26 protein-coding genes are annotated in these 25,892 nt (G+C 64.9%); 16 read left to right on the top strand and 10 right to left on the bottom strand.

Features of this window, described 5'->3' with window-relative positions; all coding sequences use genetic code 11:
• Nucleotides 1-38: 38 nt before the first annotated feature.
• Nucleotides 39-1,421 carry a midas domain-containing protein gene (locus FGK64_RS17035; RefSeq protein ID WP_138865062.1) on the bottom strand — a complete coding sequence of 461 codons (1,383 nt, stop codon included), beginning with the start codon at nucleotides 1,419-1,421 and terminating at the stop codon, nucleotides 39-41.
• A gap of 127 nt (nucleotides 1,422-1,548) precedes the next feature.
• Between FGK64_RS17035 and pyrF the strand changes: the two genes are divergently transcribed.
• Nucleotides 1,549-2,244 carry an orotidine-5'-phosphate decarboxylase gene (gene pyrF / locus FGK64_RS17030; protein ID WP_138865061.1) on the top strand — a complete coding sequence of 232 codons (696 nt, stop codon included), beginning with the start codon at nucleotides 1,549-1,551 and terminating at the stop codon, nucleotides 2,242-2,244.
• A 234-nt stretch (nucleotides 2,245-2,478) separates the two neighbouring features.
• Here the strand turns inward: pyrF and FGK64_RS17025 are convergent, their stop codons facing one another.
• Nucleotides 2,479-2,919 carry an NUDIX domain-containing protein gene (locus FGK64_RS17025; RefSeq protein WP_246057805.1) on the bottom strand — a complete coding sequence of 147 codons (441 nt, stop codon included), beginning with the start codon at nucleotides 2,917-2,919 and terminating at the stop codon, nucleotides 2,479-2,481.
• A gap of 153 nt (nucleotides 2,920-3,072) precedes the next feature.
• On the opposite strand from FGK64_RS17025, the gene FGK64_RS17020 reads away from it, so the two are divergent.
• Entirely contained in the window at nucleotides 3,073-4,326 is a 1,254-nt protein-coding gene (locus tag FGK64_RS17020) for a DNA polymerase IV (protein WP_138865060.1), read from the top strand.
• Between the two features lie 180 nt (nucleotides 4,327-4,506).
• Here the strand turns inward: FGK64_RS17020 and FGK64_RS17015 are convergent, their stop codons facing one another.
• A complete protein-coding gene (locus FGK64_RS17015; RefSeq protein WP_138865059.1) occupies nucleotides 4,507-6,249 on the bottom strand; it encodes a heparinase II/III family protein in 1,743 nt (580 codons plus the stop codon).
• 82 nt (nucleotides 6,250-6,331) lie between these two features.
• The gene (locus FGK64_RS17010) at nucleotides 6,332-7,600 is read right to left on the bottom strand and encodes an RsmB/NOP family class I SAM-dependent RNA methyltransferase (RefSeq protein ID WP_138865058.1); all 1,269 of its coding nucleotides are present in this window, start codon (nucleotides 7,598-7,600) and stop codon (nucleotides 6,332-6,334) included.
• A 78-nt stretch (nucleotides 7,601-7,678) separates the two neighbouring features.
• Between FGK64_RS17010 and FGK64_RS17005 the strand changes: the two genes are divergently transcribed.
• On the top strand, nucleotides 7,679-7,891 hold the full coding sequence (locus FGK64_RS17005; protein ID WP_138865057.1) for a DUF1674 domain-containing protein: 213 nt from the start codon (nucleotides 7,679-7,681) through the stop codon (nucleotides 7,889-7,891).
• Between the two features lie 6 nt (nucleotides 7,892-7,897).
• Here FGK64_RS17005 and dapB read toward each other — a convergent pair whose 3' ends face one another.
• Nucleotides 7,898-8,707: a 4-hydroxy-tetrahydrodipicolinate reductase gene (gene dapB / locus FGK64_RS17000; RefSeq protein WP_138865056.1), complete on the bottom strand. Its 810-nt coding sequence runs from the start codon at nucleotides 8,705-8,707 to the stop codon at nucleotides 7,898-7,900.
• A 96-nt stretch (nucleotides 8,708-8,803) separates the two neighbouring features.
• On the opposite strand from dapB, the gene rbfA reads away from it, so the two are divergent.
• The 6 genes from rbfA (at nucleotide 8,804) to rpsO (ending at nucleotide 12,964) form a co-directional block, all read left to right on the top strand.
• Nucleotides 8,804-9,199 carry a 30S ribosome-binding factor RbfA gene (gene rbfA, locus FGK64_RS16995; RefSeq protein WP_138865055.1) on the top strand — a complete coding sequence of 132 codons (396 nt, stop codon included), beginning with the start codon at nucleotides 8,804-8,806 and terminating at the stop codon, nucleotides 9,197-9,199.
• Nucleotides 9,196-9,939, top strand: a complete 744-nt coding sequence (locus tag FGK64_RS16990; RefSeq protein WP_138865054.1) for a phosphodiester glycosidase family protein — start codon at nucleotides 9,196-9,198, stop codon at nucleotides 9,937-9,939. The genes rbfA and FGK64_RS16990 overlap by 4 nt, the downstream gene beginning before the upstream one ends.
• A gap of 124 nt (nucleotides 9,940-10,063) precedes the next feature.
• Nucleotides 10,064-11,074: a Hint domain-containing protein gene (locus tag FGK64_RS16985; protein WP_138865053.1), complete on the top strand. Its 1,011-nt coding sequence runs from the start codon at nucleotides 10,064-10,066 to the stop codon at nucleotides 11,072-11,074.
• Nucleotides 11,075-11,132: 58 nt separating this feature from the next.
• Nucleotides 11,133-12,032 (top strand): tRNA pseudouridine(55) synthase TruB, encoded by a 900-nt coding sequence (gene truB / locus FGK64_RS16980; protein WP_138865052.1) that lies wholly within the window; start codon nucleotides 11,133-11,135, stop codon nucleotides 12,030-12,032.
• Nucleotides 12,029-12,562 (top strand): DUF1643 domain-containing protein, encoded by a 534-nt coding sequence (locus tag FGK64_RS16975; protein WP_138865051.1) that lies wholly within the window; start codon nucleotides 12,029-12,031, stop codon nucleotides 12,560-12,562. The genes truB and FGK64_RS16975 overlap by 4 nt, the downstream gene beginning before the upstream one ends.
• A gap of 132 nt (nucleotides 12,563-12,694) precedes the next feature.
• Nucleotides 12,695-12,964 carry a 30S ribosomal protein S15 gene (gene rpsO / locus FGK64_RS16970; RefSeq protein ID WP_138865050.1) on the top strand — a complete coding sequence of 90 codons (270 nt, stop codon included), beginning with the start codon at nucleotides 12,695-12,697 and terminating at the stop codon, nucleotides 12,962-12,964.
• Between the two features lie 67 nt (nucleotides 12,965-13,031).
• Here the strand turns inward: rpsO and FGK64_RS16965 are convergent, their stop codons facing one another.
• Nucleotides 13,032-13,721: an SGNH/GDSL hydrolase family protein gene (locus FGK64_RS16965; RefSeq protein ID WP_246057804.1), complete on the bottom strand. Its 690-nt coding sequence runs from the start codon at nucleotides 13,719-13,721 to the stop codon at nucleotides 13,032-13,034.
• 292 nt (nucleotides 13,722-14,013) lie between these two features.
• Here FGK64_RS16965 and pnp point away from each other — a divergent pair, with 292 nt between their 5' ends.
• Nucleotides 14,014-16,146 carry a polyribonucleotide nucleotidyltransferase gene (gene pnp, locus FGK64_RS16960; RefSeq protein ID WP_138865049.1) on the top strand — a complete coding sequence of 711 codons (2,133 nt, stop codon included), beginning with the start codon at nucleotides 14,014-14,016 and terminating at the stop codon, nucleotides 16,144-16,146.
• A gap of 60 nt (nucleotides 16,147-16,206) precedes the next feature.
• Here pnp and FGK64_RS16955 read toward each other — a convergent pair whose 3' ends face one another.
• Nucleotides 16,207-17,196 (bottom strand): hypothetical protein, encoded by a 990-nt coding sequence (locus FGK64_RS16955; protein WP_138865048.1) that lies wholly within the window; start codon nucleotides 17,194-17,196, stop codon nucleotides 16,207-16,209.
• A gap of 131 nt (nucleotides 17,197-17,327) precedes the next feature.
• On the opposite strand from FGK64_RS16955, the gene FGK64_RS16950 reads away from it, so the two are divergent.
• On the top strand, nucleotides 17,328-18,101 hold the full coding sequence (locus tag FGK64_RS16950) for a glycosyltransferase family 25 protein (protein ID WP_342773962.1): 774 nt from the start codon (nucleotides 17,328-17,330) through the stop codon (nucleotides 18,099-18,101).
• Nucleotides 18,102-18,161: 60 nt separating this feature from the next.
• Here the strand turns inward: FGK64_RS16950 and FGK64_RS16945 are convergent, their stop codons facing one another.
• Complete coding sequence (locus FGK64_RS16945; protein ID WP_138865046.1) at nucleotides 18,162-18,815, bottom strand: peroxiredoxin; 654 nt, start codon at nucleotides 18,813-18,815, stop codon at nucleotides 18,162-18,164.
• A 171-nt stretch (nucleotides 18,816-18,986) separates the two neighbouring features.
• Here FGK64_RS16945 and FGK64_RS16940 point away from each other — a divergent pair, with 171 nt between their 5' ends.
• On the top strand, nucleotides 18,987-20,426 hold the full coding sequence (locus FGK64_RS16940) for an aldehyde dehydrogenase family protein (protein ID WP_138865045.1): 1,440 nt from the start codon (nucleotides 18,987-18,989) through the stop codon (nucleotides 20,424-20,426).
• Between the two features lie 64 nt (nucleotides 20,427-20,490).
• Here FGK64_RS16940 and FGK64_RS16935 read toward each other — a convergent pair whose 3' ends face one another.
• Entirely contained in the window at nucleotides 20,491-20,943 is a 453-nt protein-coding gene (locus FGK64_RS16935; RefSeq protein ID WP_138865044.1) for a glyoxalase superfamily protein, read from the bottom strand.
• 232 nt (nucleotides 20,944-21,175) lie between these two features.
• On the opposite strand from FGK64_RS16935, the gene FGK64_RS16930 reads away from it, so the two are divergent.
• On the top strand, nucleotides 21,176-22,018 hold the full coding sequence (locus tag FGK64_RS16930; protein ID WP_138865043.1) for an alpha-1,2-fucosyltransferase: 843 nt from the start codon (nucleotides 21,176-21,178) through the stop codon (nucleotides 22,016-22,018).
• Here FGK64_RS16930 and FGK64_RS16925 read toward each other — a convergent pair.
• Nucleotides 22,015-22,455, bottom strand: coding sequence for a DUF302 domain-containing protein (locus tag FGK64_RS16925; RefSeq protein ID WP_138865042.1), 441 nt, complete (start codon nucleotides 22,453-22,455; stop codon nucleotides 22,015-22,017). The genes FGK64_RS16930 and FGK64_RS16925 overlap by 4 nt on opposite strands.
• 93 nt (nucleotides 22,456-22,548) lie before the next feature.
• Between FGK64_RS16925 and FGK64_RS16920 the strand changes: the two genes are divergently transcribed.
• From FGK64_RS16920 to msrQ, 3 genes are all read left to right on the top strand, one after another.
• Complete coding sequence (locus FGK64_RS16920) at nucleotides 22,549-24,042, top strand: FMN-binding glutamate synthase family protein (protein WP_138865041.1); 1,494 nt, start codon at nucleotides 22,549-22,551, stop codon at nucleotides 24,040-24,042.
• Between the two features lie 72 nt (nucleotides 24,043-24,114).
• Entirely contained in the window at nucleotides 24,115-25,020 is a 906-nt protein-coding gene (gene msrP, locus FGK64_RS16915) for a protein-methionine-sulfoxide reductase catalytic subunit MsrP (protein WP_138865040.1), read from the top strand.
• Complete coding sequence (gene msrQ / locus FGK64_RS16910; RefSeq protein ID WP_138865039.1) at nucleotides 25,020-25,631, top strand: protein-methionine-sulfoxide reductase heme-binding subunit MsrQ; 612 nt, start codon at nucleotides 25,020-25,022, stop codon at nucleotides 25,629-25,631. The genes msrP and msrQ overlap by 1 nt, the downstream gene beginning before the upstream one ends.
• The last annotated feature ends 261 nt before the right edge of the window (nucleotides 25,632-25,892 follow it).

Raw genomic sequence — 25,892 nt, 5'->3', positions numbered from 1 at the left:
CATTGGCCAGCCCTTTGTTCAGGTCGTTTGTGGCGGCGTTATTCGCCGGCGTTCAGCGCCTTGCTGGCTTCGCTGGCACGGCGATAGGCATCCACTGCCATGGCCGCCGCTTCGGCCGCTTCCTGCGCGGCTTTCGATGCGGCGCGCGAGGCGTCCAATGCCGCCGTGGCCGAGGCTTCAAGCGCCTTCAGGTGCATATCGGCGTCGGGGGCCGGGTCTTCGGAATCCGATGCATCGGCGGTTTCGGTCGGCTCGCTTGCGCTTTCGTCAGCTGCTGCGGTCTGGGGCTGCTGCTCATCGCTTTCGGCGGCGCCAGACTCTGTGGTCGAGGCCGCGGTCGCGCTTTCCGATTCGCTGGCCGGTTCGCTGGACTGTTGGCCCGTTTCGGCGCTGGCGGTTTCGGTTGCCTCTGTGCCGGTTTGTTCCGCATTCGCAGCTGCGGTTTCGGTTTCATCGGCGCTTTCAGCCGGAGTAGACGCGTCGGTCCCTGCGCTGTCTTCGGCAGACTGTTGCGTGGCTTCTGCCGCTTGCTGCTCTTCCATAGCGGCATTCGCGTTGGCCGTGGCCTCGGCCTGCTGCGGCTCGGTCGAAGCCGAAGCGCCGCTTGCGGTGGCATCGGTCGCGTCAGCCTGCTCGGTTTCGCCTTCGGAACCGGTGGCTGCAGGATCCTGCTGGCTGGTTTCGCTGGCGTCAGCCGTTTGCTCGGATTCGGTGCTGTCAGCAGTTGAGGTGTCGCCTGTGGGCGCGCTCTCCGCGGCTGCAGTATCCGACTCTGTATCCGGCTGCTCGGCTGCGGCAACTTCGGTATCGGCGGTGCTGCCTTCAGCCGGGGCCTCGGTTGCGCTGTCTTCAGCAGATGCATCGTTGGCGCTCTCGTCGGTGCCTTCGGCTGCGGCGGTCTGTTCGTCGGCACCGTCGGTTTCGGCTGCGGCGGTCTGCTCGGCGTCTGCGGCGTCATCGGTGGTCGCGGCATCGGCCTGCTGCGTCTCACCGGTTTCGGCGGCATCCGTCTGCGTGGTGTCCGCCCCCGCCGTGTTGGTGTCCTCTTCAGTGCCCGTCTCTGCTGTCTCGGCGTCCGCATCGCCGTTGGCTGCGGTCTGTTCGGTCTGCTCGGAAGCCTGATCGGAAGCGGCGTCCGCTTCGGCGGTTTCGGTCTCGGCGGCATCGGACGCCCCGGCCTCAGCCTGTTCTTCGGCATTCGGCTGTTCGGTGGTCGGTGCGGTACTTGTCATGGCGGCATTGTCGTCATCGCCGGAGAACCCCATGCCCACGGCAATCAGGATTGCAACCGCCACGCCCATCCCCACGATCAGCGGGGCAACGTTGATTGACGATTTTTTGGGTTTTGATATTTCAGTGGGCGCCGTCGCTTCCGATTTCGTTGTCTCTGGGGTGTCGTCCCGTTCCGGCTCGTCCGCCATGATGTTCTCCCGCGTGGATGCAAATATCTGAATGCCTATGCCTGACGGGGTTCAACGCATTGAGGCTGGCAAGAGTTCCGCGCTTCGGTTAGGTCCGGCGCGACCCTACCCGACAGGAGCCCCCGATATGTCCGATGACCGCCTGATCGTTGCCCTTGATGTGCCCAACGCCGTGCAGGGGCTTGCCCTTGCCGAACAGCTGGGCGAGTCGGTCAGCTTTTACAAAATCGGTTTGGGGATGCTGACAGGGGGCGGCCTCGCGCTCGCGAACGAGCTGAAGCAGGAGCAGGGGAAACGCATTTTCCTGGACATGAAACTGTTCGATATTTCGGCCACCGTCGAAAAGGCGGTGCGCGGGCTGGCGCAGTTCGATCTGGATTTTCTGACCGTGCATGGTGATCCGCATGTGGTGCGGGCCGCGAAAGAGGGTGCGGCGGGCAGCGATTTGAAAATCCTTGCCGTCACCATCCTGACCTCGCTGGACCGGGCCGATCTGGATGCCAGCCTGATCGTGCCGGGCGAAATAGACAAGCTGGTGACCGACCGCGCCCATCGCGCGTTTGAGGCCGGGGCCGACGGTGTCATAGCCTCGCCAAACGAGGCGGCGGCCATTCGCGCGCTGGAGAGTGCCGCGGGCCGGTTGATCGTGACACCGGGCGTGCGCCCGGCTGGGGCCGATCTGGGCGATCAGAAGCGGGTCGCAACCCCCGCCAGCGCGGTCGCCTCGGGGGCCGATCATATCGTGGTCGGGCGCCCGATCTGGGCCGCGGCCAACCCGGGCGACGCGGCCCGCGCGGTTCTGGACGAATTGGCAACCGTCTAAGGAAATGGCTTAGCTGTACACTGTCCACCTGTGCCCCACGTGCCACAGCATTCCGTGGATTCCGGTGGGGTGCCTTAAAAAGATTCCAAATTTACAGCTTTCGCGGGAAGATAGGGGCGAGACACTCCCCCAACGGACCTTTTCTTCCTGTGGTTCGTTACCTCCCCCCGCCCTCGCAGCGGGGGGCCTTTCGTATAGGGCATCGCGCACAGGGCCCGCGACCGGGCGGAGAGTTCAGTCAGCCCGGTCCGCCAGATAACCGCGGAGAACCTCGACAAAGGGCGGAATCGCCTTGGGATGGGCGCAATATGCGTCGGGGCGCATCAACATCCAGCCCTGCCCCTCGCCGCCAAAGACAACATCACCGACACGTCGCGCCGGCAAATGAGCGGCGAAGAACCAGACCAGCCCGTGGGGGCGTTGCACCGCGCGGGCCCACGAGATGTCGCCGGGCGCAAGGATCAGCCCGGTTTCCTCGCGGGTTTCGCGCAACGCGCAACTCACCGGCGATTCCGCGTTTTCGCGTCCGCCACCGGGGAAATCGCGCCCATCGGGAAACGGGATATCGGTGCGATCGTCCCGATGCAGCACCAGCAAGTCATCGCCCAGAAACAGGATCAGCTTGGCCCCGGCGAACTCCTGTCCCATGTCGCGATGATCTGGCGGTCGGGTCATGGGGCAGGGCCTTTCGGTGTTGCGGTGCGCTCTGGTCTGGCACCAGGGGCACTTGCCGGATATAAGGGCGTGCAGCCCCGCCATCCAGCCCTGCCGCGCGTCGCGTCGGGAAGGCCCGCGCTGCAGCTGTAGCCCCGAAGTTTGGTTCTTGCGATGCCTGCCCTCTGCCGCGATTGCCTGTCGACCTGCGATGCCGCCCGACGCTGCCCGTCCTGCGGCAGCCCGCGCATGGTGGCGAACGCCGAATTGTTCGACCTCTCGATCGCGCATATGGATTGCGATGCCTTCTATGCCAGCGTTGAAAAGCGCGACGATCCCAGCCTTGCGGACAAGCCGGTGATCATCGGCGGCGGCAAGCGCGGGGTGGTATCTACCGCCTGCTATATCGCGCGGATTCGCGGCGTCCGCTCGGCCATGCCGATGTTTCAGGCGCTGAAGCTCTGCCCCGAGGCGGTGATCATCAAGCCGCGCATGGATGTCTACGTCGAGGTCTCGCGCCAAATCCGCGCGATGATGGAAGACCTGACTCCGGCGATTCAGCCGCTCTCGCTGGACGAGGCCTTCATGGACCTCGGCGGCACCGCACGGCTGCACGGCGCGCCGCCTGCCGTGATGCTGGCGCGGTTGACGAAACGCATGAAGTCCGAACTGGGGCTGACCGGGTCGATCGGCCTGTCGCACAACAAGTTTCTGGCCAAGGTTGCCTCGGATCTCGAAAAACCGCGCGGCTTTTCGGTGATCGGCAAGGCGGAAACGGGCGCGTTTCTGCACGACAAGCCGGTGCGCCTGATCTGGGGCATCGGGCCTTCCGCGCAGGAGTCGCTGGACCGGGCCGGCATCCGGACGTTTTCAGATCTGCTGCGCTGGGACCGGCTGGCGCTGTCGGGCCGATTCGGGTCCATGGGCGACCGACTCTGGCACCTCGCGCGGGGCGAGGATAAACGCCGGGTCTCGGCACACGAGCCGGTGAAATCCATCTCGAATGAAACCACCTTTCACGAAGATACCGGCGACCCGGACATCCTTGACGGTCACATCTGGCGCCTGGCGGAAAAGGTATCGGACCGCGCCAAGGCGCGTGGATTGGCGGGGCGCGTGGTGACGCTGAAGCTGAAACGCGCCAATCACACCACGCTGACGCGCCGGGTCACCTTGCGAGAGCCGACACAGATTGCCGACACGATCTACAGAACGGCACGCGCCGTTTTCGACCAGTCGGCGCAGCAAGCGCCTTTCCGCTTGATCGGAACCGGCTTGTCCGATCTCTGCTCCGCGTCCGAGGCAAATTTTTCTGGTGATCTGCTCGACCCGCAGGCAGCACGTCGCGCCCAGGCCGAACGCGCCGCTGACACCTTGCGGGGCCGGTTCGGCGCCAGCGCCATCGTGAAGGGGCGCGCCTTGCGGTAGGGCAGCAGATTGCGCTGCGCGCAATGCCTCCGGCGGGGATATTTGAACCCCAAAGAGTATGGTTTCTGACCCGCTTCATTATTCCACAAATACTCCGGGGGAGGCCCGAAGGGACGGGGGCAGGGCCCCTCCTTCCCTTACTGCCGCCTCCCGGCGGTTGGGGCAGCGCCCCCTGTGGCGTCACCCCTCGAACGAAATATCATCCTTGGCCAGATCGCGGATGGCAATCGCGGTTTCATGTGCCTTTGACAGCGACCAGCGAATTCGGGTGGCGGGCTCCATCGCGCGGCCCGACAGTACGATCTGCTGTGCCGCACGCGGCTTCAGGCGGCCTTTTTCAAGGTAGACGCTGGGTTCTAGGTCCAGTGAATATGTACCGTCGTGGCGGAACACCCAGATTTCGCCACTCTTCAGCGCCATCGACACCGCCGCCCCGCCAAGATCGACGGTGGCATCCACATCGGGGTGCAGATGCAGGCGGATTGCAAAGGTCAGCCCGGTCAGGTTGACGGCATCCATCGCGCGGTCGAACCGTTTGCGCGCCGTCTTGTCCATGGTCAGCAGCATATCCTCGCCCGCCATCCCGCGCCCGTCGAAGGACAGATCAAGCGTGCGCGCGTGGGTCAGGCCGAAAGGCTGGACGAAGCCGTCGTGCCCGCCCTGAAACCGCAGCCCGTCCGACATTTCCGAAATCTCGACCGGCACGTGCTCGGGCCCGTCGATCAGCAGCTCTTGTGTCATGCCACGCTCGGGGGCGGCCAGTCGCGCGCTCGAGGCGCCTTCGATGCAAAGCGTGGAGTGTGACGGCGTCGCGCGCCCGGCCCGGCGCCATTCCCGGCCAAAGGTCACGCCGGACCCGCAGTTCACCACCAGGGGCCGCCGCCCCGAGGTCAGCTCGAAGGCCAGTGTCGAGGCATGGGCGTTGAACGAGGCGGGCCCGGATGGTGGGGCGCTGGCGTCGATGATGACGCTGGTGCGCCCGGCGCTCATCCGGGCGAACCCCATCGTCAGGCCCTTGGGCGCGCCGGGTTTCACATGGCTGGCGGCCAGAGCGTGATCCAGCCGGCCTTCTACACCGCGCCCGCCGCCATGGAACCGGGCGAGAGAGCCGTCGGCATGGCGCAGTGCGCGCAGGGTCGGGGCGATACGGGTGATGGCAGCCGTCTGGGCGTTGGGCACGCCGCGCCCCGCATCATGCAACGCGGCGGCGGCCCATGTCAGCAGGGTAAACACCTCGAGCAGCTCTTCGGGGTTGCGGGTGGGCAGCCCGCCCTGCGCGTCGATCTGGCGCGCGCATTCCTGCGACAGCGCGCGCACGGCCGGGTCGGCCATGTCTTCCTTGCCCTCCAGCGTCAGCCCTCCATAGATCAGCCCGGTCAGCGCCTCGAACCGGGGCAGGCCGGGGGCCGCCGCCTGCCAGCGCCGCGACAGAAACCAGATTTGCCGCGCCAGCGCCCGAAAGAACAGATCGCCCGACTCCTTGTCCTGTCCGCGCAGCAGGAACAGCGCGTGATTGATCCAGCGGATCAGCCGCCGCCCGGTCAAATCCGGTGTCCAACCCGGGCCGGTGCCGTTGTCATAGGCCTCGATCCAGCCCCAGACCCAGCGCTGAGCCTTGGCGCGCGCCGCCGGGTCGCCCACGGCGGCCAGATCGTCGAGCCAGCCGAACCCGTGGCGTTCGTCGTCGAACGAGGCATTCGGGGCCTCGACATCCCAGAGTGCAGTGTCGGGGCTTTCCACAAGATACCCGGCGAACAGGATATTCCCGGCGATCAGCTGTCGACCGCGAGCAAAGCTGCCGATGGTGCGGGGTTCGGGCTGCGACACGAATCCCGTGGCTGCCGGCTGACGCCGGGCCAGCCGCGCGTATAGCCGGTTCAGGAACCGGGTGCGCCGGTCTGCCAGTGTTCTCGGGTGCGACATCTGCCCTGCCTCTTACGCTCTCTGGCGCTTTGGCGAAGCATACAGTCTGGGCGGGCCCGAGTCTCCCCTTGTTTGCCGCTGTCTAGGGAGCCTTGTGCAGCAGCGCCATGTAGAAGCCGTCCATGCCGCCTTGATCGGCCCAGTAATCCGGGCGCAGACGCAGCCCGCCTTCTTCGGTGATCCACTCGGGTGCGATGCCGGGCAAGGCGGCGGCGGCATCCCTGTCGGCGCGCATGTCAGGGTGGATGGCCAGCGCCTCTTCGACCTGAACCTCGCCTTCGTCGGGCAGCAGCGAGCAGGTGCAGAACACCAGCCGACCGCCTGGTTTCAGCAGGCCCCAGGCGTGGGCCAGCATCCGGCTTTGCAGTTCGATCAACTCGCCAAACTCGCTGCCGTCCTTGGCGTGGGGCAGATCGGGGTGGCGGCGCATGGTGCCGGTGGCAGAGCAGGGCGCATCCAGCAGGATCGCGTCGTAGGTGCCCGTGTGCTCCACGGCATCGCCCACTACAATTTCGGCTTCCAACGTGCAGCGGGACAGGTTCTCGCGCACGCGGGCCATGCGCGAGTCGGAGATATCCAGCGCGGTGACCTTGGCGCCAGCGGCTGCCAGTTGCAGCGTCTTGCCGCCGGGGGCCGCGCACATATCCAGCACCGATTCACCGGGTTGCGTGTTCAGCAGGCGGGCGGGCAGGGCGGCGGCGGCGTCCTGCACCCACCATGTGCCCGCGTCGTACCCCGGCAGCGCCGAGACCTGACCGGCCTCGACCAGCCGCAGCGACCCGGTGGGCAGCGCCACGGCGCCAGGAATGTCGAGTGTCGCGTCATTACGCGGCGTGATGTCGAGCGGGGCGCCGGCCAGATGCGCGCGTTCCATCGCGGCAACGGCATCGGGGCCCCAGGCAGAGACCAGCGGACCGCGCAGCCATTTCGGCAGGCGCGGGGGGCGCAGCGTTTCCCATGCCTCGGGCGCGCCATCGGCGACCTTGCGCAGTACCGCGTTCACCAGCCCCTTGAGCGCGCCGTGGCGGCGGTGGCGGTTGACGATCTGGACCATCGAATTGACCACGCCATGCGCGGCCTCGCCCTGTGTCAGTTCCAGCGTGCCAAGGCGCAGCGCGTTGCGCACGGTCAGCGGCGGGTACTTGCGCAGGTGTTTCTGCAACAGCCTGTCGGCGCGCTCCAGCCCGCGCAGCGTATCCGTCGCCAGCCGCTGGGCGCGGGCGCGTTCGGGCGGGGCCAGGTGATCCAGCGCCCCGGCGCCAAGGCATTCCGACAGCAGCCGGCCTTCGCCCAGGACCTGATCCAGCAGGTAGATCGCGCTTTGCCGGGCCGAGGTATGAGGGTCTGCCACGTTGCTGTTTCCTTCCTGCGGGGGTGTTCGTCGGGACCGGCGGCATATATCAAGGGAACCAGCACAAAGGAAGCCGCGATGACCGTTACAGATAACACGCCCGATCCGCAGGAAGCCGAGCGCCGCAGCGCCCTGCCCGAAGCGGCGCAGCGCGCGCTGGCCGAAGCCGACGACCGCCGCCGGGCCGAGGCCGCGCGCCCGCCGCTGCCGGTGGAACTGGGCGGGCGCGACGGGCCAGAGCCTGTGCGCTATGGCGATTGGGAAAAGAAGGGCCTCGCCATCGATTTCTAGGGCGGTTTACAGCCCCAGAACGTCGATCATGTCGTACTGCCCCGGTTCGCGACCCGAGGCCCACAGCGCGGCGCGCAGGGCGCCCCGGGCAAAGATGCCCCGGTCGGTCGCGACATGGCGCAGGATCACCCGTTCGCCCGGGCCGGCGAACAGCACGTCATGTTCGCCCACGATGTCGCCGCCGCGAATGGCGGTGAATCCGATGTCGCCCCGCTTGCGCGCGCCGGTGATGCCGTCGCGGCCCCGGTCGGACACGTCCGAAAGGGTCACTCCACGACCTTCGGCGGCGGCTTCTCCGAACATCAGCGCGGTGCCCGAAGGCGCGTCGACCTTGTGGTGGTGGTGGGCCTCGATCACCTCGATGTCGAAATCCTCGTCCAGCGCGGCGGCGACCTTGCGGGTCAGCTGGGCCAGCAGGTTGACGCCAAGGCTCATGTTGCCGGCGCGCACGATGGCGGTGTGCCGGGCAAAGGGGGCAAGCGCGGCGATTTCATCCTCGCTCATCCCGGTGGTGCCGATCACATGGGCCACACCCGCCTGCGCGGCCAGTTCGGCAAAGCGCAGCGTGGCGGCGGGGGCGGTAAAGTCGACCACCACCTGCGCGCCACTCAGCGCGGCGGCCGCGTCGTCCGTGACCGCAACCCCCAGCGCGCCGATGCCCGCAGCCTCGCCCGCGTCGCGGCCGATCCAGTCGTGGCCGGGCCGTTCGATCGCGCCGACCAGCCTGGCCTTGCCGCTTTCGGCAATCGTGCGGATCAGCATTTGACCCATGCGGCCAGAGGCCCCTGTCACGACGATACCGGGCTGTTCGGTCATGGCGCGTTCCTTTTCCTGTGCGGCGATTGGTGCCCGGCGCAGATACCCCGCTTTGCCCGGCTTGGCAAAGCCCGCGTGACGGATTACATCCCGGATATGGCCAAGAACAAATTCCACGATGGGCCCGGGCCCTCGCAACGCCAGCTGCGCGTTGGCGAACTGATCCGCCGCACCCTGTCTGAGGTGCTGGCGCGCGGAGACGTGCACGACCCCGAGCTGAACCGCCTGTCGATCACCGTGGGCGAGGTGCGCGTGTCACCCGACCTGAAGGTGGCGACCGTTTATGCGCTGCCGCTGGGCGGGCAGGGGCAGGACGAGGCCGTATCGCTTCTGGCACGCAACAAGGCCGAGCTGCGGCGCATGGTGGCGAAGAAACTGGCGCTGAAATTCGCGCCCGACCTGCGGTTCCGTCTGGACGAGACGTTTGACCGGATGGATGACACGCGGCGCATGTTCTCGCAGGACGCGGTGCGCCGCGATCTGGACGAGTGACGCGCGCCGCCGTCTGGGCGGCTGCCGTCTGGGCGGCGCTTGCCGCGCCTGCGGCGGCGGTCGAGTGTTCCGACCTGACACACGAGGGCAACCGGTATACCGTGTGCGAGGTAGATCCGGCACGGGAAGATCTGCGACTCTTCCTCTATGACGACCTGGGCGATGTGCTGGGCCAGTTCGGCGCCATCGATTCGCGGCTTCAGGCGGATGGCAAGGCGCTGGCTTTCGCGATGAATGCGGGCATGTATCACCGCGACCGCGCGCCGGTGGGCCATTATGTCGAGAACGGGGAAGAGCTGCGCCGGGTGATTCCGAACGCAGGGCCGGGCAACTTCGGTATGCTGCCCAACGGGGTGTTCTGCATCGGCGAGGGCCGCGCCGATGTGTTCGAGACGCTGGATTTCGTGAAACAGGCGCCCGACTGTCGCTTTGCCACGCAATCCGGCCCGATGCTGGTGATCGACGGCGCGCTGCACCCCCGGTTCCTGCCCGACAGCACGTCGCGTTATGTCCGCAACGGCGTGGGCACCAGCGATGACGGGCAGCGCGTGGTCTTCGTGATCTCGGGCAATGCCGTCACCTTCCACGAATTCGGCAGCCTGTTTCGCGACCAGCTGGGCGCGACAAACGCGCTGTATTTCGATGGCAATATCTCGCGCCTCTATGCCCCCGCGATCCGACGCAGCGATGCTGGTTTTGCGATGGGGCCCATCGTCGGCGTGGTGACCGACGCGCAATAGCGCGCGGTTTGGGCTGATTTGGCTAAAATGCCGGACATACACCGGCGGCGCATCCGCTCTGGTTAAACCAGGTTTAACACAACCCCCCGATAACCGGCCTTTGCCGCCGGACGGGTTGTGACCGATGACACTGTACAGTTTGCCGATATATGACATCGGCTATGCCACCACGAACAATCCCACAGGATTCAACAGCAATAGTGGTTATCATTTCGTCAACGGGTCAGACACGATCATGATTGGCTCTGGTGCGGTGGCGAACACCATTAAGATCAGCGACCTGACCGACAATTTCTTCGACGATGACGCAGGGACGAACCAGACGTTAAGCGGTCAGCAGACGATCAACGGCACCCTGTATCCGCACGGCACCATCATCGAATCTGAATATGTGATGGAGGTGCAGGATTCCTTTGGCACCAGCTATGGCATTCAGTTCATTTCGCTGAACAACGATGCCTTCACGATCCACGCCTTTGCGATCTACGGGCCGATGCCGCCGCTGGACACGCCGCTGACGGTGGTAAACCATTATGACAACGTGTCTGGGTATTTGCAGTATCCGGCCGCCGCGCCGCCCTGTTTCGGCCCCGGCACGCGGATCGACACGGTGGATGGCCCGGTGCCGGTGGAACGGCTGCGCGCAGGCGACCTGTTGGCGCTGCTGGGGGGCGGGTACGCGCCACTGCGGTTGTGCTTGTCGTCGCCACGATGGACGGCGGGGCCGGATCGCGCCTCGCCCGTGCGAGTTGCGGCCGGGGCGCTGGGCAAGGGCGTGCCCCGGGCCGAGCTTATCCTGTCGCCGCAGCATCGCGTCTGGGTTGGTGAACTTGGCGGCTTGGTGCCGGTCAAGGCGCTGACGGCCTTGCCCGGCGTGTATGACGCGCATGACATAGCCTGGATCAACTATCACCACCTTGTGCTGGATCATCACGCGCTGCTTCTGGCGAACGGGCTGCCCTGTGAAAGCCTTTGGCCCGGGGAAATGGCGCTGGCCGCGCTGCCGGAACGCTCCGTGCGGCGCATCCATGCGATCATGGGGCCACACCCGCGCCCGGCGGGCCGGTTCCTGACAGTGGCCGAGGCCCGGCGGGGCTTTGCCCGCGTGGGGCTGACGCCATCGCGCAGCGGTTGACCGCGTCGCGCCGCACCGTATAACGCGCCACCTGCAACCACGGGACGGATCAGGCGATATGGCACGAAAAGGGCGCGACATTTCCGGGTGGCTGGTGATCGACAAACCGGCTGGCCCCACCTCGACCGCCGTGGTGAACAAGGTGCGCTGGGCGCTGGGCGCGAAGAAGGCGGGCCATGCCGGCACGCTGGACCCAGAGGCCACCGGCGTTCTGGCCGTGGCGCTGGGCGAGGCGACGAAAACCGTGCCCTTCGTGACCGATGCACTGAAAGCCTATGAATTCACGGTGCGGCTGGGCATTGCCACGAACACCGACGATGCCGAGGGCGAGGTGATCGCCCAATCCGATCTGCGCCCCGACGATGCAGCCATCAAGGAGGCGCTGGGCGCCTTTGTCGGCGACATCATGCAGGTGCCGCCGCAATTCTCGGCCGTCAAGATCGACGGCGAGCGCGCTTATAAGCGCGCCCGCGACGGCGAAGAGATGGACCTGGCGGCGCGGCCCCTCTGGGTCGAGGAACTGGTGCTGACCGACCGGCCCGATGCCGATCACGTCACGCTGGAAATGACCTGTGGCAAAGGCGGTTACGTCCGGTCGATCGCGCGCGATCTGGGTGCCGCGCTGGGCTGTCACGCCCATGTGGTGCGCCTGCGGCGTATCTGGTCCGGCCCCTTCGATGTCGAAGACGGGCTGACGATGGAGCAGGTCGAACAGATGGCCCGCACGCCCGAGCTGGACACGCATCTGCACCCGCTGGAATTGGGCCTTGCCGACCTGCCCGAGCTGAAGGCGACGCCCGAGGGCGCGGCCAAGCTGCGCAACGGCAACCCCGGCATGGTGCTGGCCAGCGACGTGGAATACGGCGACGAGGCCTGGGCCTCGCTTGACGGGCGCGCGGTGGCCGTAGGTGTCTACAAGGCCGGGATGCTGCACCCCTCGCGCGTGTTCAACCAATGATCGAACGCGCCCACGAAGGCGAAGGCACGCGCTCGCTTGCGGTCTATTCCGATTGCGAAACCTATCGCTATGCGTTGACGCGCGAATGGGATGCGGGTGGGCGCAAGCTGATGTTCGTGATGCTGAACCCGTCCACGGCAAGCGAGCTGAAGAACGATCCCACCGTGGAACGCTGTGAACGGCGCGCACGGGCGCTGGGCTTTGGCGCGTTCCGGGTGACGAACCTGTTTGCGTTTCGCGCCACCGATCCGGCGGATCTGCGCGCCGCTGCCGAACCCGTCGGCCCGGACAATGACAGCACCCTGCGTGAAGGTGCGGCATGGGCCGATCAGATTGTTGCGGCATGGGGCGTACACGGCACACATCTGAATCAGGCCGCCGGGGTGACGGGGCTGCTGCGCGCGATGGATGTGCCGCTGTTCCACCTTGGCCTGACCCGCGACGGCCATCCGCGCCACCCGCTGTATGTGTCATACGCGCAGCGCCCCGTGGCATGGCAGCCGCAGGCCGAACCCACGCCTGCGCAATAGGCTTTGCCATTTCGCGCGCGCTGTCCTATACGCGCCCATCGCCCGGGGAATCGCCCGGGCGTGCTCCATGGGCCTGCGCTGGACGACATCCCGGCCTGCGCCATCCACACGAACCGATTGAAGGAGACCCCGATGTCGATCACCGCAGACGAAAAGAACCGCCTGATCAAGGAATACGCAACCAAGGAAGGCGACACCGGTTCGCCCGAAGTGCAGATTGCGATCCTCAGCTCGCGCATCGCGACCCTGACCGAGCACTTCAAGACCCACAAGAAAGACAACCACGGCCGCCGTGGTCTGCTCAAGATGGTGGCACAGCGCCGCAAGCTGCTGGACTACACCAAGAGCAAGGATGAGGCGCGTTACACCGACCTGATCCAGCGTCTGGGCCTGCGCCGCTAAGCTGCGCACCTATCGCTGAACACGTCAGAGCCACGCATCGCGCGTGGCTCTTTTTTTGCGATTTGGGTCAGTCGTGCGCGCCGATGGTACGCGCCACGCGCCGCCCGATGGCCGCGCTGCCCTTGACCGAGGGATGGATCATGTCGAAGGCATGGTAGGACCGGTCGCCATAGGGCACCAGATCAGCCAGCGAGATGAAATGCACGCCCGGATCGGCCGCCGCCATGCGCGCGATGCGGCCGTCGAATTTGTCGCCTTCGTCGCGGCAATGCTCGATCGGCGAATTGCGCCCGGGGCTGCGCAGATAGCCGACGTAAACCACCTGCGCCCCGGTGGCCCGCAATTGGGCGACGTGGTCTGCGATTGCGCCGGATTTGCCATCGGCCGAGATCATCCTGTCGATCCGGGTGTCGCAGCGCACGCAACCGCAACCCAGCCACATATCGTTGCCGCCGCCGTTCAGAACGATCCAGTCCCATTTGCCCTGAACGTATTGCTTGGAAATCTTCATGCCCATCGCGCCGCTGACCGGCAGGGCGTACAGCACATGCGCCCCCGAAACCGAACGGTCGACAACCGGCTCGCCCAGTTCCTGTTCAATCGCGAAGGACACCGATTGATGCGCGGTGCCGTTCCAGGCCAGCATACTGTCGCCCATGGCAAGGATGCGGGCCTGTTCGCCCGTGCCCTGTATCTCTCCACAGCCCCCCAAAAGGGCCAGCATCAGGCCGGCGGCCCATTTCATCTGTCTTAGCATCTTTGGTATTCCGTTTAACCCCAACCAGATTGAACCAAATTTTGCCTATCGCTCGGGGCCGCAGGATGATCGCAAGGTGGCAAGATCGTGGCAGGGCATCTGCCGCGAAATGTCCTGTCTGCGAGACAAAGCTTTTCAAGTGCTGCAAACCCGTGTAAGGCCGCCCAATCTGAGACGATGCGCCCGGACCCAGGCGCGCGAGAGCAAGATACAGAGGGTCGGCGGCAATGGGGCCGCCATGCAAACCGGAGACCCGGGATCGCCCGGGAGCGCTCCGTAACAGGATACGATGATGTTCAACATTTCGACGAAATCAATGCAGTGGGGCGAAGAAACGCTCACGCTGGAAACCGGCAAGGTTGCCCGTCAGGCCGACGGCACCGTGATCGCCACGCTTGGCGAAACCTCGGTCATGGCCAACGTGACCTTTGCCAAGGAACAAAAGCCCGGTCAGGATTTCTTTCCGCTGACCGTGCACTACCAGGAAAAATATTACGCCGCCGGTAAAATCCCGGGCGGCTTCTTCAAGCGCGAGGCGCGTCCGACCGAGAAGGAAACGCTGACCGCGCGCCTGATCGACCGTCCGATCCGCCCGCTGTTCGTCCCCGGCTTCAAGAACGAAGTTCTGGTGATGTGCACCGTCCTCAGCCACGATCTGGTCAATGACCCCGACGTGGTGGCGATGATCGCGGCATCCGCTGCACTGACCCTGTCGGGCGCGCCCTTCATGGGCCCGATCGCAGGCTGCCGCGTGGGCTATGAGGATGGCGAATACATCCTGAACCCGACCGTGGACGACATGCAGGACCTGCGCCTGAACCCGGAACAGCGTCTGGACCTGATCGTTGCGGGCACCAAAGACGCCGTGATGATGGTGGAATCGGAAGCCTACGAACTGACCGAAGCCGAGATGCTGGGCGCCGTCAACTTCGCGCACGAGCAGATCCAGCCGGTGATCGACCTGATCATCGCCCTGGCCGAAGACGCGGCGAAAGAGCCGTTCACCTTCACCCCGCCGGATTACTCGGCGCTGTTCGACGCGGTGAAAGCCGCCGGCGAAGAGCAGATGAAAGCCGCCTACGCGATCCTCGACAAGCAGGAACGCGTCGCAGCCGTGTCGGCCGCGAAAGAGGCGATCATCGCCAGCCTGAGCGAAGAGCAGCAGGACGATGCGAACCTGGGTTCGGCGCTGAAAAAGCTGGAATCGACCGTTCTGCGGTCGACCGTCGTGAAAGACGGCAAGCGGATCGACGGCCGTGCGCTGGATCAGGTGCGCCCGATCGTGGCCGAAACCGGCCTGCTGCCGCGGACCCACGGTTCGGCGCTGTTCACCCGTGGTGAAACGCAAGGCCTGGTCGTGACTACGCTGGGCACCGGCGACGACGAACAGTTCATCGACGCGCTGCATGGCAACTTCAAATCCAACTTCCTGCTGCACTACAACTTCCCGCCGTATTCGGTTGGTGAAGTCGGTCGTGTCGGTTCGCCCGGTCGCCGTGAAATCGGCCACGGCAAGCTGGCGTGGCGCGCGTTGCAGGCGGTTCTGCCGGCGGCAACCGATTTCCCCTACACCATCCGCGTCGTGTCCGAGATCACCGAATCCAACGGTTCGTCCTCGATGGCGTCGGTCTGCGGTGGCTCGCTGTCGATGATGGACGCGGGCGTTCCGCTGAAGGCCGCCGTGGCCGGTGTGGCCATGGGCCTGGTGCTGGAAGATGATGGTTCGTACGCGGTTCTGACCGACATCCTGGGTGACGAAGACCACCTGGGCGACATGGACTTCAAGGTTGCGGGCACCGAAAACGGCATCACCTCGCTTCAGATGGACATCAAGGTCGCCGGCATCACGCCCGAGATCATGGAGAAAGCCCTGGCGCAAGCCAAGGAAGGCCGTCTGCACATCCTGGGCGAAATGTCCAAGGCGATCACCGGCGCGGGTGAATTCAGCGTTCACGCGCCGCGCATCGAAACGATGCAGATCCCGACCGACAAGATCCGCGAAGTGATCGGCTCGGGCGGCAAGGTGATCCGCGAGATCGTCGAAGTGTCGGGCGCCAAGGTTGACATCAACGACGATGGCATCATCAAGATCGCCAGCCCGAACGGCGACGCCATCCAGAAGGCCTATGACATGATCCATTCGATCGTGGCCGAGCCGGAAGAGGGCGCCGTGTACACCGGGACCGTCGTGAAGATCGTCGACTTCGGCGCCTTCGTGAACTTCTTCGGCAAGCGCGACGGCCTTGTCCACGTCAGCCAGATCGAGAACCGCCGCCTGAACCACCCCTCGGATGTTCTGAAGGAAGGTCAAGAGGTCAAGGTCAAGCTGCTGGGCTTCGACGATCGCGGCAAGGTGCGCCTGTCGATGAAAGTCGTCGATCAGGAAACCGGCGAAGAGATCAAGAAAGAGGAAAGCGCCGAGTAACCGGCGCGACCCTTGCAAAGATCAAGCCCCGGCCATTGCGCCGGGGCTTTTTCGTTGCCGTCACTTGAAGCTTTTCAATTCCTTGCGGAGGCGCTCCAGCTCTTTCGGAGAGACGACATAGCCTTCCTTCTTGGCGGTGGCCCGGGCCTCGGCTAATTTTTTCATGGTGTAATCGCGCTGTTTTTTGATGTCGCGGGCCATTTTCATCATCTCGGCATGGATCGCGTCGTATTCCTTCATCAGGTCTTTCAATCGCTTTTCGATCTTGTGCTTGTTGTAGACAGACAGCCCCAGATCGGCGCTGCCCAGCGTCAGATCGGCCACGGTTTTCAGCGGGCCAAAGGATTTGATCTTGGTCTTTCCCATCGCGTCATAGGCACTGTAGCTTAGGTCGGCGGTGGTCTGGGCGCCTTTCAGAGCCGACACTTCGGTGCCGTTGCCAATATAGGCATCAATGATTTCGCCTGTGACCACGGTGCCGGTGCTGATGGTCAGGGTCGCGATTAGCCCGACAGGACCGGTCATCACGCCCAACGCAGCCACCCCTACGGCCAGAGTGGTTTTTGCAGCCTTGGCGTTGGTGGCCTTTTCGACCGCCCGGAGGTCTTTCTGTAACTGCTGGATCGTCTTCTGGAATTTCTGGCAACGGCTTACCAGCGGGGCAAGTTTGACCAGTGTCTGGAAAAGCAGAAAGATGGCAGACCCGACATCGGTCGCCACCACGGCCTTGAACTTGGCGAGAACCTCCATCACGATCAGCAACTGCCGTTTTGATTTTTCGAGTATGTTCTCCAGCGGCTTGGGATTGGTGATCTTTTCGTCCAGCACATCTGCCAGTGTGTCGTTCAGCTTGTCGAAACAGTCTCGCAGCGCTGCGGTTTCAACTTTCAGTTCGCTCTGCGATTTCGCGCTCATGAACTTTTTGACCAGGCTCATGCGGAGATATTTTTCGCTTTCGCCGATCAGGTCATTCATCTCGCCAATCAGCGAGTCGAAATATCTGTAACTGCCTTCGACCAGATCTTTCAGGGATTGGGTGGCGGTGGCCATCGGATGCTCCAATGCGTTGTTTCAATGCGATACTTCAGCCCGGAAAAATGGGGCCGCTGGCAGACCCGGCCTTAAAACCGCCGGGATCCTGCGAACAGCTTAGGGCAGAGCGGCCTTCATGGCAATTTTGGATGCGGTCGCGGGCAGGCAACGCTCTTGCCATGGGCGTGGCATGGGGTATCCAAGGCGCCATGCAGTCCTACATCATCCACATGAGCAAAAGCACGGCGCGGCGGCCCAATGCCGAACGGCTGTTGCGTGATTTGCCTGGTGCCGAGTTGGTCGAGGCCGTGGATGGCCGCGACCCAGGCCAGATTGCGGATCTGGTCACGCATCCGGGCGATCTGTTTCGCCCGCGCTATCCCTTTGACTTGCGCGCGCCCGAGGTGGGCGTGTTCGCCAGCCACCGCGCCTGCTGGCAGCGGATCGTGGACAGCGGTGACGACTGCGGGCTTGTGGTCGAGGATGATCTGGCGGTCGATCCCGACCGGCTGGCGCGGGCACTGGACATGATCGCGGCGCAGGCCGCGCGCAGCATGTATGTGCGCCTGCCGGTGAAACAGCGCGAGCGCCCGGCGCGGATGTTGGCCGAGGCGGGCGACCTGCGGCTGATCCTGCCGCGGGTGATCGGGCTGCAATGCATCGCGCAGGTGGTGGGGCGCGACGCGGCGCAACGGCTGCTGCACCTGACCGCCCGGATTGACCGGCCCGTCGACACGCTGTTGCAGATGCACTGGATCACGGGCCAGCCGGTGCACGCGGTGCTGGGCACCGGCAATCGCGAAGTCGCGCCCGAGATCGGCGGCTCCACCATCCAGACCAAGACCCCACCGGGTGGCAAGCTGCGCCGCGAACTGGCCCGCGCGTGGTATCGCGCGCAGATGCACCTGCGTCCGCAGCGGTAAGCCGAAGAACAAGGCGCCGGCCCGCAAGCGGGCCGGCGCGGTTGCGTCTGGGGCGGCCGGTCAGCCCGGCAGCTTGGCTGTGCGCAAGTAGGGGAAGTGCGTGGTGAATTCGCCGTATTTCGCCTTGGCGTCTTCGTCGCTGACGGCGACCGGAATCACCACGTCACCGCCCGGGGCCCAGTTCGCGGGCGTTGCCACGTTTTCGCGGGCGGCGGTTTGTAGCCCGTCCAGCGCGCGCAGCACCTCGGCAAAGTTGCGGCCCACGTTCATCGGGTAGGTCATCGACAGTTTCAGTTTCTTGTCGGGCCCGATAATGAAGACCGAGCGCACGGTGGCGCTGTCGGCGGGGGTGCGGCCATCGGGCATGTAGGCCTCGGCCGGGAGCATGTCGAAGGCTTTCGACACGGCGAGGCCCTCATCGGCGATGATCGGGAAACCGGCCTTGGCGCCCGCGTAACCCTCGATATCGCCTTTCCATTTCTTGTGGTCCTCGACCCCGTCGACGGACACGCCGATCACCTTGGTGCCGCGCTTGGCCCATTCGTCCGACAGCTGCGCCACGGCACCGAATTCGGTGGTGCAGACCGGCGTGAAATCCTTGGGGTGGGAAAACAGGATCGCCCAGCTGTCGCCGATGAAGTCATGAAAGCTGATCGTGCCCTGATCGGTTTCGGCGCTGAAATCGGGGACGGTGTCGTTGATGCGCAAACCCATTCTGGTTTCCTCCGCGTGATGTTGACGACTCGTGGTCAGGGCGAACCTAATGTCTTCGCCGCGCGGTTTCACCCCCCTTGGCTGCACCCGCTTGCCTTGTGCCCGGTCCGGTGAAAGAGTGGCGCGAATCCCCTGACCGCGCGGTCGGGAAAATGATCGGGAGAGCAAGACATGATCGAGAAGCGCGATTTCTATATCAACGGAAAATGGGTCGCCCCGTCCAAACCCAATGATTTCCATGTGATCGACCCGTCGACGGAAGAGCCCTGTGCCGTGATTTCGCTGGGCAGCGAGGCCGATACCAATGCCGCCGTGGCCGCCGCCAAGGCCGCGCTGGGCGACTGGATGTACATGGATCCGGCCGAGCGGATTTCCTATCTGGAAAAGCTGGCGTCGATTTATGATTCGCGCGGCGAGGATCTGGCGCAGGCGATCAGCGCCGAGATGGGCGCGCCGATCGACATGGCCCGCAGCCAGCAGGTGGGCGCCGGGATTTTCCACCTCAAGAATTTTCTGCGGGCTGCCAAGAATTTCGAATTCGATGCACCCTTGCACGAGAAGTTCCCCGAAGACCGGATCATCAAGGAAGCGGTGGGCGTTGCGGCGCTGATCACGCCGTGGAACTGGCCGATGAACCAGATCGCGCTGAAGGTTGGCGCGGCGGCGGTTGCGGGCTGCACCATGGTGCTGAAACCCTCGGAACAGAGCCCACTGAACGCGATGATCTTTGCCGAGCTGATGGACGAGGCCGGGTTCCCCGCAGGTGTGTTCAACCTGGTGAACGGCGATGGCGCGGGCGTTGGCAGCCAGCTGTCGAGCCATCCGGATGTCGACATGGTGTCCTTCACAGGCTCGACCCGCGCGGGTACGCTGATTTCCAAGGCCGCCGCCGACACGCTGAAGCGCGTGCATCTGGAGCTGGGCGGCAAGGGCGCGAACGTCGTGTTCGCCGATGCCGACGACAAGGCGATCAAGCGCGGCGTGCTGCACATGATGAACAACTCGGGCCAGTCGTGCAACGCGCCCAGCCGGATGCTGGTGCAGCGCCAGATCTATGACAAGGCCGTGGAAACCGCGGGCGAAGTGGCAAATGCCGTCACCGTCGGCTCGGCCCATGACGAAGGTCGCCACATCGGCCCCGTCGTGAACGAGGTGCAGTTCAAGAAGATCCAGGAGCTGATCCAGAAGGGCATCGACGAAGGCGCCAAGCTGGTGGCGGGTGGCGTGGGGCGACCCGATGGGCTGAACCGTGGCTTCTACGTCAAGCCGACGATCTTTGCCGATGTGAACAACCAGATGACCATCGCGCGCGAGGAAATCTTTGGCCCGGTGATGACGATGATCCCCTTCGACACCGAAGAGGAAGCCATCGAGATCGCGAACGACACGCCCTATGGGCTGACCAACTATGTCCAGACCCAGGACGGCGCGCGCGCCAACCGCATGGCGCGGAACCTGCGCTCGGGCATGGTCGAAATGAACGGCAAATCGCGCAGCCCCGGTTCGCCCTTTGGCGGCATGAAACAGTCGGGCAACGGGCGCGAAGGCGGCACCTTCGGGATCGAGGATTTCGTCGAGATCAAGGCCGTTGGTGGCTGGGCTGCCGAGTAACTCGGTTTCGTTGAACCGGACATGGGGCGCGCGGGGCAACCTGCGCGCCCTTTTTCGTGCCGGGTCACACCGCCAGATGCCCGACGATCATCTGCGGCACCCCATCCGACGTGCGGTGGGGCGAACGGCCGTGATCGTCGATCAAGGCGCTGACCCGCTGGCGCCAGTTGGAAAACGCCGGAAAGGTCACAACGTCGACGGGGTCATCGAAGTGCAGCGTCACCCGCATGTCGCCGGGTTGGGCGGCGGGTTGCACATCATGCACCACGCCGGTGAAGGGCTGGCCAAGGTAGCGCCCGACCACGCGGTCGCCCACCGCCAGCGGGCGGCGGTTGCCATCGGTGCGCCGGGCCAGCGCGCTGAGCGTGTTCCAGTCGCGCGCGCCATGGGCGTGGGCCACACGCTCCAGCGCCTGCGAATGGGAAATGGGTGTGCCGTCGCGGGCAAGTGACTCGCGCAGGGCGCGGGCCTGTGATTTCAGCGCGTCGATGCGCAGCTGGGGGATGGGATCGGTCATGCCGGGTCCTTTCATGCAAACGCATGTCGCAGATGGGCCGGGGTTCGCGTTTCCGTCCGGCGACATGCAGGGGTGCAATCGGGCAGGATCGGGCAGTTCAGCGGGTTTCACCATGGCCTGACGGCCTGCGAACGGCAGGAGCCCCGCAACCTGCGCGGGCCTTAGCGCCGGATGGGGCGCCGCGTCAATGGCTCTCTGGCGCAGGGCGCGGTTTCGGCCTAGACCTGTGGCCATGATTACCGCCCGCCTGTTCGGCCGCCTTGGCAACCAGATGTTTCAGTTCGCGGCCGCCCATGCCTTGGCGCGGCGCGTCGGCACGCAAGCCGCTCTTGATCCGCGCGAGGTGCTGGCCCGGGGCGAGGGCGTGTTGACCGATGTGTTCGACCTGCCCGTGGTCGCGCCGGACCGCCTGCCGCCGCCGCGCGGGGCAAAGCTGCGCTATCTGGCGTGGCGGCAGCTGGGGTTGGCTCCGCAGTTCCGGCGCGAGCGGGGGCTGGGCTATAACCCGGCGTTCGAGACATGGGGCGATGGCAGCTATCTTCACGGCTACTGGCAGTCGGAACGCTATTTCGCCGAGGTGGCGGACGAGATTCGCGCCGCCTTTCGCTTTCCCGAACCGTCCGCCCCCGAAGTGGCCGGGATGGCGGCGCAGATCACCGCCGGGCCTGCGGTGTCATTGCATGTGCGGCGCGGCGATTACGTGGCGCTGGCGGCCCATGCGCTGTGCGATCCGGCCTATTATGCGGCGGCGCTGGAACGCTTGCTGCCCACGCTGGACACAGCCCCGACCGTCTATGTGTTTTCGGACGATCCCGCCTGGGCGCGTGAGAATCTGCCCCTGCCGGTGGAGCGCGTGGTGGTGGATTTCGGCGGCCGCGTGCCCGATTTCGAAGACATGCGCCTGATGGCGCTGTGCAATCACCACATCATCGCCAATTCGTCGTTTTCGTGGTGGGGTGCGTGGCTGAACCCCTCGGCGACAAAACAGGTGTTCGCGCCCGCGCGCTGGTTCGGCAACCCCAAGCTGTCGAACCCCGACATCCTGCCGCCGGGCTGGAGCCGCGTGGCGCCCTAATCGCCGATCGCGGCTTGCGAGATCTCTTCCAGCAGGGCTTGCACCTCGGCCATGGGGCCATCCGGGAAACTGCGATAGCCGATGTGCGTGGTGCCCGGGTCGTCGGCGGTGGTGGCCACGAAGATCGTGTAGGGGCAGAAGGCGATGTTCATCGGGTCGGCCTCCATCACCTTGCGCGACAGGGTGGCCGAGCAGAAGCTGAACACCTCGGCCTGATCAAAGATCACCACGTCCGATCCCACGTCGGCGCGGGTGCGGTCCAGCATCTCGGCCACATGGTGGGTGGCGGAAATCACCAGCCCCCGGTCGAGGATCGCGTTTTCCAGCCCGAACACCACGTCGTCGAAACTCTGGCTGGTGGAGTGGACGATGCGATCCTGCGCCGGGGCGGCGGTTGCGGCCAGCATCAGTGCGAAGGACAGGGCGATACGGTTCATGGAAGGCTCCGGTCTGAGGGGTTAGCGGGTTGTCAGCCGCCCGCCTTGGGTTAACTCTCGCACCTGAAGATGGTGCGGAAAAGGGGAACGGCAATGAGCTTTGCGATGAATGCGCTGGAAATACTGGTTCTGGTGTTCGTCACGCTGATCGGTGTCGGCCTGCTGGTGGTGATTGCGCTGTTCGTGGCCGACCGGGTGCAGACGGGCGACGCGGTGCGCCGCAACTACCCGGTGATCGGGCGCTTTCGCCACCTGTTCACCGAGCTTGGCGAATTCTTTCGCCAGTACTTCTTTGCCATGGACCGCGAGGAACTGCCGTTCAACCGGGCGCAGCGCGATTGGGTGAACCGCGCGGCGGATGCCAAGGGCAATACCGTGGCCTTCGGGTCAACGCGAAACATCTCGGTGCCGGGCACGCCGATCTTCGTGAACGCCGCTTTCCCGCCGCTGGATGACCAATACGCCAGCACCGAACCGATGCTGATCGGCCCCGGTGCGCGCACGCCCTATCTGGCGCCGTCGTTCTTCAACATCTCGGGGATGAGCTATGGCGCGCTGTCGCGTCCGGCCGTGCAGGCGCTGAGCCGGGGGGCCAAGGGCGCGAATGTCTGGATGAACACGGGCGAGGGCGGGCTGAGCCCGTACCATCTTGAGGGCGGCTGCGATATCGTGATGCAGATCGGCACGGCGAAATATGGCGTGCGTGATCCACATGGGAACCTGTCCGACGACAAGCTGCGCGAAATCGCGGCCCACGACCAGGTTCGCATGTTCGAGCTGAAGCTGGCCCAGGGCGCGAAGCCCGGCAAGGGCGGCATCCTGCCCGCCGCCAAGGTGACCGAGGAAATCGCCCGTATTCGCGGCATTCAGATCGGGCAGGACAGCCTGTCGCCCAACCGCCACCCCGAGATCGACAGCTATGACGACCTGCTCGATGTGATCGCCCATATCCGCGAGGTGACGGGCAAGCCGGTTGGGATCAAGACGGTGGTAGGCGACGTAACGGTATTCGACGGTCTGTTTCAGGCCATCGTGGCGCGCGGCGAAGAAGCGGCCCCCGATTTCATCACGCTGGACGGGGGCGAAGGCGGCACCGGCGCGGCCCCGATGCCGCTGATCGATCTGGTCGGCATGTCGGTGCGCGAGGCGCTGCCCCGCGTGGTGGACCTGCGCGACCGGCACGGGCTGAAACAACGGATTCGCATGGTGGCCAGCGGCAAGCTGGTGAACCCCGGCGATGTGGCATGGGCGCTCGCGGCAGGGGCGGATTTCGTCACCTCGGCGCGTGGCTTCATGTTCAGCCTTGGCTGCATCCAGGCGCTGAAGTGCAACAAGAACACCTGCCCAACCGGCATCACCACCCACAACCCGCGCTTCCAGAAGGGGCTGGTGGTGGCCGACAAACACGCCCGCGTGTCGCATTATGCGCGCGAGATCATCCACGAGGTCGAGATGATCGCCCATGCGGTCGGCGTGTCGGAACCGCGCCTGATGCGGCGGCGTCACGTGCGCATTGTGCAGGCCGATGGCACCAGCACGCCGCTGAACGAGATGCTGCCAAGTTACAATGCCGTCGCCGAAACGTGAGGCGAATTGGTTTGGCGGTCGGCAATAACCGGCCTACCTTCATCGGAACCGCGCAATGAAGAGGAGCGCCCGATGGCCCACCGCTGGACACCCGATCTAACCCATGCCGACGTGACTCCGCGTGCGGCATTCCTGAACCGTCGCCAGATCATTGCCGGACTGGCGGGCGTGGGGATCGCCGGCGGGATTGGTGGGCGGGCCATGGCCGCGAGTGATGCTCTGGAGCCGAACGACTACGGCGATATCACCACCTACAACAACTACTACGAATTCGGCACCGGCAAGGGCGATCCGGCCAAGAACGCGCATATGCTGACGACCAAGCCCTGGTCGATCAAGATCGACGGCTTGGTTGATAAGCCGGGCGATTATTCGATGGAGCAGATCGCCGAGGCCATGACGATGGAGGAGCGTATCTATCGCTTCCGCTGTGTCGAGGCGTGGTCGATGGTGGTGCCGTGGAACGGGTTCGAACTGGCCGACCTGCTGGATATGGCAGGCGTTCAGTCGGGCGCGAAGTTCGTGGCATTTGAAACCGCAATGCGCCCCGAGGAAATGCCGGGCCTGCGCTATCCTGTGCTCGACTGGCCCTATGTCGAAGGCCTGCGGCTGGACGAGGCGCGGCATCCGCTGACAATCATGGCGACGGGGATCTACGGCAAGCCGATCCCGAACCAGAACGGCGCACCGATCCGGCTGGTGGTGCCCTGGAAGTACGGGTTCAAATCCATCAAGTCGATCGTGCGCATCACGCTGACGGATACCCAGCCGCCGACCAGTTGGAACAAGGCGAACGCGGGCGAATACGGGTTCTATTCCAACGTGAACCCCACGGTGGATCACCCAAGGTGGAGCCAGGCAAGCGAGCGGCGCATCGGCGGTGGGTTGTTCGCGGCCCGCCAGGACACGCTGATGTTCAATGGTTATGACGAGGTCGCGAGCCTCTACGACGGCATGGACCTGGCCAAGAACTACTGATGGACAGGATCAACAGCGCGCTGCGGCGGGTGCCGCCTTGGCTGATCTATGTCGTTGCGGCGGCATGGGCCGCTTGGATGTTCTGGCGCGGGGTGACAGGCGACCTGGGCGCCGATCCGGTCAAGGCGCTGGAACACACCTATGGCGAACGCGCGCTGCAGCTGGTTGTGCTGGGGCTGGCGATCACGCCGCTGCGCCGCTTTGCCGGGCTGAACCTGATCCGCTTTCGCCGGGCCATCGGGGTGACCACCTTCTTTCTGGTCCTCGCGCATTTCACCGTATGGGCGGTGCTGGATGTGCAAAGCCTCGCCCGCGTCTGGGCTGATATCGTGAAACGTCCCTATATAACTGTGGGCATGGCGGCGCTGGCGCTGCTGATCCCGCTGGCGGTCACCTCGAATAACTGGTCGGTGCGTCGGCTGGGGCCCAAATGGCGCAAGCTGCACAAGCTCACCTATCCGATGGCCGTGCTGGCGGCGGTCCATTACGTCTGGCTGGCGAAGGGGTTCCAGATCGAACCGCTGGTCTATCTGGCGTTGATTGTCGGGTTGTTGGCTTTGCGGGTTAAATGGTCGGGTTTGCTTCCCGGGCTTGCCCGACGGTCTGCGTAACGCCAGTCGATGGTCCCTGGGGCCGAGAGATGACATGCCCGCGAGGACTCGCGGGCTTTGTCAGTTTTCAGGGATACGCGACTCGTCGTAACGGCGAATCCATTTGATTCCGACTCGGCCCAGCTCGGATTCCAGCGGCTGACTCGGCCGACTCTGTGGGTAGCCTTGGGGATAACGTGGTTAAGGCCCCAAAATCTTGTGTCAGACCCCGATTTGGCACTTCCGGTTGACCCTTGGGCAAGCTGGTCTATCAACTGAAGA

The sequence above is a fragment of the Arenibacterium halophilum genome, from assembly GCF_005938225.1.
Lineage (GTDB): Bacteria > Pseudomonadota > Alphaproteobacteria > Rhodobacterales > Rhodobacteraceae > Arenibacterium > Arenibacterium halophilum.
Note: the sequence above shows the minus strand (reverse complement) of the source record. Positions and strands in the feature narration are given on the sequence as shown.